The following is a 4,286-nucleotide window of genomic DNA, read 5'->3' on the forward strand; positions in this document are numbered from 1 at the left end:
CAACAAGATCGATCTTGTCGATTTCGATCAGGCGGTTTTCGACCGGATCGTCGAAGACTACGGGCAATTCTCGCGCGATCTCGGCTTCCAGACCATTGTGCCGATCCCGATGTCGGCCCGTTATGGCGACAATGTCAGCCGCCGGTCGGAAAGCATGGAATGGTATTCCGGTCCGACGCTGATCGAGCATCTCGAAACCGTGTCGGTCGACGAAGCGATGGTCGAACTGCCGTTTCGTTTCCCTGTCCAGTATGTCAACCGTCCCAATCTCGACTTTCGCGGCTTTGCCGGCACGGTCGCCTCCGGCTCGGTTGCGCCCGGCGACGAGGTCGTTGTCGCCAAGTCCGGCAAATCCTCGCGCGTCAAGCGGATCGTCTCGTATGGCGGCGATCTCGCCCAGGCGGCCGCCGGCCAGGCCGTCACGCTCGTCCTCGATGACGAAGTCGAAATCTCGCGCGGCAACATGCTGGTTTCGCCTGCCGCACGGCCGCAGGTCGCCGATCAGTTCGCCGCCAACATCGTCTGGTTCGACGAGCATGCGTTGCTGCCAGGCCGCTCTTACATCCTGCGCACCGAGACCGACCAGACCAGCGCCACCGTCACCGACCTGAAATATCGGATCAACGTCAATGACTTTGCCCATGAAGCGGCAAAGTCGCTCGAAATGAACGAAGTCGGCATCTGCAACATTTCGACGCGGACGCCGATCGCCTTTGATCCCTTCGCCGAAAACCGCACCACCGGCGCCTTCATCCTGATCGACCGCATCTCCAACGCCACGGTCGGCGCCGGCATGATCCTGCACTCGTTGCGCCGCGCCGAAAACATCCATTGGCAGTCGCTCGATGTCGGCAAGCGCGTGCGCGCCGACATGAAGAACCAGCGGCCCGCCGTGTTCTGGTTCACCGGGCTGTCGGGTTCCGGCAAGTCGACCATCGCCAACCTGTTCGAAAAGAAGCTGTTCGCCACCGGCCGCCACACTTATATCCTGGACGGCGACAACGTCCGTCACGGTCTCAACCGCGATCTTGGTTTCACCGACGCCGATCGCGTCGAGAACATCCGCCGCGTCGCCGAAGTGGCGCGTTTGATGGCCGATGCCGGGTTGATCGTCATTGTTTCGTTCATTTCGCCCTTCAGCGCCGAGCGGCGCATGGCACGTGAATTGATGGCCGACGGAGAATTCGTCGAGGTGTTCGTCGATACGCCTTTCGAGGAATGCGCCAGGCGTGATCCGAAGGGCCTCTATGCGCGCGCGCTGAATGGCGAGATCAAGAATTTCACCGGCGTCGATTCCCCTTATGAAGCGCCGGAAACCCCGGAGGTCCATCTGCGGACACTCGGCAAGTCGGCCGAAGAGATGGTCGACGCCCTGGAACACTGGCTGAACGAGCGCGACATTGCCGAAGACCAATACGATAGCGGCGGCGGCATCTGACGACAGGCTGATGCTTGAAATCTTCGAGCGCTTGGCCTTGTCGGCCGGGCGCGAGGTGATGCGCGTGTTCCACGCCGGCTGTGCGGTTGACCGTAAGTCCGACGCCTCGCCGGTGACCGAGGCGGACCGCGAGAGCGAAAAGATCATACTCGCCGGACTGCGTGCCGCATTTCCCGATATCCCCTGCGTGGCCGAGGAAGAAGCTTCCGCCGGCATCGTGCCGCCCGATCTGGACGGGGCTTTTTTTCTGATCGATCCGCTCGATGGGACCAAGGAGTTCGTTAACCGCCGCACCGATTTCACGGTCAACATAGCGCTGGTTCGCGATGGCGTGCCGGAAGTCGGCGTCGTCTTTGCGCCCTGCACGGGCCGCTTCTTTTCCGGCCTGCCGGGCAGGGCGGAATCACTCGAAATCGATGGCGATTACCAGATCGTCGGCCGCCGGCCGATCGCGGCGAGAACGGCCGCGACGCCGCTGGCCGTCGTCGCCAGTCGGTCTCACAACACACCGGAAACCGAGGCCTATATTCGCGACCTCGGTGCCGCCGAAATCGTTTCGGTCGGTTCGTCCTTGAAGTTCTGCCTTCTCGCCAGCGCCGAGGCTGATGTCTATCCGCGCTTCGGCCGCACCATGGAATGGGACACAGCGGCGGGCGACGCCATCCTGCGCGCCGCCGGCGGCATGACGCGCACGCTCGACGGCCAACCTCTGGTCTATGGCAAGCGCAGGCAAAGCGACGACGAGGATTTTGCCAATCCGCATTTCATTGCCAGCGGCAGGGCGGCGGGCCCCGGCTGAGAAAGGCTCGGCAGCTTACTCTGCCGCGGCCTGCGCCGAATTCGAGCCGATATAGTTGCGGATCGTCTCGATGATGCGGTCCTGGTCGGCTTCGCTGAGATAAGGGTGCATGGGCAGGCACAGGATCCGCTTCGGCAGGTCTTCCGATACGGCAAGGCCGGTCGGCGTGCGCGGGTAGTCGCGATAAGCGACCTGGGCATGCAGCGGCTTCACGTAGTAAATGACAGACGGAATGCCCTTTTCGCCGAGATGCGCCCTCAGCCCGTCGCGCTTGGGCGTCTCGATCGCGTATTGCGCCCAGGCCGAACGGCTGCCGTCCAGATTGCGCGCCGCAGTGACGATATCGCCAAGCCCTTCGGCATAGCGCTTTGCCACCACCTGCCGGGCGACCATCTCGTCTTCCAGGATAGCCAGCTTCTCGATCAGGATCGCCGCCTGGATCGTGTCGAGTCGCGAATTGATGCCGACGCGGACATTGTCGTACTGCGTCTCGCCCTTGCCATGGAAGGCGAAGGAGCGAAGCTGCTCGGCCAGCGCATCGTCATTGGTGAACATCGCGCCGCCGTCGCCGTAGCAGCCAAGCGGCTTGGCCGGATAGAAGCTGGTCGATCCGACATGGCCGAAAGCACCGCACATCTTGCCGTCGAGCGAACCGCCCATCGACTGGGCGGCATCCTCGATCACCATCAGCCCTTCGCGGTTGGCGATCGCCATGATCGCCTCGTAATCGGCGGCTAGGCCAAACAGATCGACAGGAATGATAGCCTTCGGCTTCAGCCTTCCTTCCTTCTTGATCATGGCGATGGCCGCTTCGAGGCTGGCAATGTCGATGTTGTAGCTATGCGGGTCGACATCGACGAACACCGGCTCGGCCTTGGCCAGTGCCACCACTTCGGCGGTGGCGGCGAAAGTGAAGCTCGGCACGAACACCGCGTCACCCGGGCCGATGCCGGCCGCAAACAGTGGCAACAGCAGCGCGTCGGTGCCGTTGGCGCAGGCCACGACATGCTTGGTGCCGATATAGGCGGCAAGCTTATTCTCGAATTCGGTGACTTGCGGGCCAAGAATATAACGGCCTTCGTCGACGACACGGTCGATCGCGGCCTTCAGCCGGTCGCGGATTTGTTCGCGCTGCGCGCCAAGATCGATGAACTGCATGTCGGCCTCAAAACGGGTTAGCCAGATAATCGGCCGCTGGTACCAGAGTTGCGCTTGCCGAGAAAGCCGGGCAGGCGGAGCCCTAAATTGCCCAAGTGTCGCAGTCCGTTACCAGTATTTCCCGGCGAATGTCAGTCAGATGCCGGAAATCCGGGCTTCGTCGGGCACCATCCCGCCCTTATAGCCCTGTAAAGAGCCCCTGCGAAACATAAAGTGATCGATTGGGCTCAACTTATGTTGAGCGTTGCTCAGGCGATTTCATGTCGCCAGGGTGGATTGGCGCCGGCCCGCGACACGGTCACTGCCGCCGCCTTCGCACCGAGCGCCAGCGCCTTGTGGATGGCGTCTTTCGACAAGCGGGAAATCGCCGCCTTGGTCAGCAGGCCCTGCTCATGCAAGGAGGCGAGGATGCCGGCGTTGAAGGTATCGCCGGCGCCGACCGTGTCGACCACCTCGACCTTTTCCGGCATGACGGTGACGGCATGTTCCCTGGTATAGCCGACGGCGCCTTCGCTGCCATGGGTGACGACGATCAGCTTCGGGCCTCGATCCAGCCAGTTGCGGATGACATCCTCGTGCGAGCCGGCTTCGCCGAACCAGGTCAGGTCTTCGTCCGACAATTTCACGATATCGGCCATCGCCATCATCGCGCGAATGCGCCTGAGGTGCTTGGCCTTGTCCGGTATGAAGTTCGGCCGGATGTTGGGATCGAGCATCATCACTCGACTTTCATGCTCGCGCCGCATGAACTCCTCATAGGCACTGCCGGCGGGCTCCGAAATCAGGCTGATGGCACCGAACAGCATGGCTTCGATCTCGCTGCCAAGCTGCGGCAGGTCGTCGACGGTCAGCATGCGGCCGGCGGTGTTCTCGTCATAAAAAGTGTAGGTC

General features: G+C 62.2%; 4 protein-coding genes. 2 read left to right on the forward strand and 2 right to left on the reverse strand.

Features of this window, described 5'->3' with window-relative positions:
- Both cysC and cysQ read left to right on the forward strand, forming a co-directional pair.
- On the forward strand, positions 1-1,438 hold a 1,438-nt coding region (gene cysC / locus EN964_RS26440; RefSeq protein ID WP_127276923.1), incomplete at its 5' end, for an adenylyl-sulfate kinase.
- A 10-nt stretch (positions 1,439-1,448) separates the two neighbouring features.
- Positions 1,449-2,237, forward strand: a complete 789-nt coding sequence (cysQ, locus tag EN964_RS26445) for a 3'(2'),5'-bisphosphate nucleotidase CysQ (RefSeq protein ID WP_164748814.1) — start codon at positions 1,449-1,451, stop codon at positions 2,235-2,237.
- Positions 2,238-2,252: 15 nt separating this feature from the next.
- Here cysQ and EN964_RS26450 read toward each other — a convergent pair whose 3' ends face one another.
- Both EN964_RS26450 and EN964_RS26455 read right to left on the reverse strand, forming a co-directional pair.
- Entirely contained in the window at positions 2,253-3,395 is a 1,143-nt protein-coding gene (locus EN964_RS26450; RefSeq protein ID WP_127270003.1) for a DegT/DnrJ/EryC1/StrS aminotransferase family protein, read from the reverse strand.
- A gap of 248 nt (positions 3,396-3,643) precedes the next feature.
- A partial coding sequence (locus tag EN964_RS26455; protein WP_127276925.1) for a PfkB family carbohydrate kinase occupies positions 3,644-4,286 on the reverse strand: 643 nt, incomplete at its 5' end.

Origin of the sequence: Mesorhizobium sp. M7A.F.Ca.CA.001.10.2.1 (assembly GCF_003998575.1) — a bacterium.
Lineage (GTDB): Bacteria > Pseudomonadota > Alphaproteobacteria > Rhizobiales > Rhizobiaceae > Mesorhizobium.

What these genes read in the sequence shown, in the direction of transcription:
- cysQ (WP_164748814.1), top strand. Translation starts at nt 1,449, where the DNA reads ATGCTTGAAATCTTCGAGCGCTTGGCCTTGTCGGCCGGGCGCGAGGTG.
- EN964_RS26450 (WP_127270003.1), bottom strand. Translation starts at nt 3,395, where the DNA reads ATGCAGTTCATCGATCTTGGCGCGCAGCGCGAACAAATCCGCGACCGG.